Origin of the sequence: Tritonibacter sp. SIMBA_163 (genome assembly GCF_046535935.1) — a bacterium.
Classification (GTDB): domain Bacteria; phylum Pseudomonadota; class Alphaproteobacteria; order Rhodobacterales; family Rhodobacteraceae; genus Epibacterium; species Epibacterium scottomollicae.
This window is the reverse complement of record NZ_JAWJBP010000254.1, coordinates 1-304: the sequence shown is the minus strand read 5'-3', so window position 1 is coordinate 304 and position 304 is coordinate 1. Positions and strand designations below refer to the sequence as shown.

Here is a 304-nt window from a genome sequence, read left to right as displayed (position 1 = left end):
CAAATAACCAAACATCGTTTGTATTACGCCAAGCAGGTGTGCTTTGCCACACGGTCTTCGTCTCACCGGGCAGAGTTGCATCGCCACCCCCAATTCTCAAACGCTGCAAGCGAGTAGCTTCTCGCCCAAGGGCGCGGTGTAGCCGCCATAGCTCATCCTGCTGCTCCTCGCAGCGCACATGGCACTCAAATACCAGCGTCCACTGCTCAGAAGCGTCGATCGAGGCCATTAGGGGCCAATCCTGAAGAGGAGGCACTTCTAAGGTAATGTTTCCATGCGCCGTGTGATCTCGGGGAATACCCAC

General features: G+C 55.9%; 1 protein-coding gene. It reads right to left on the bottom strand.

From position 1 onward, the window contains the following. A partial coding sequence (locus R0J92_RS22300; protein ID WP_411053260.1) for a hypothetical protein occupies positions 1–229 on the bottom strand: 229 nt, incomplete at its 3' end. Positions 230–304 lie beyond the last annotated feature (75 nt).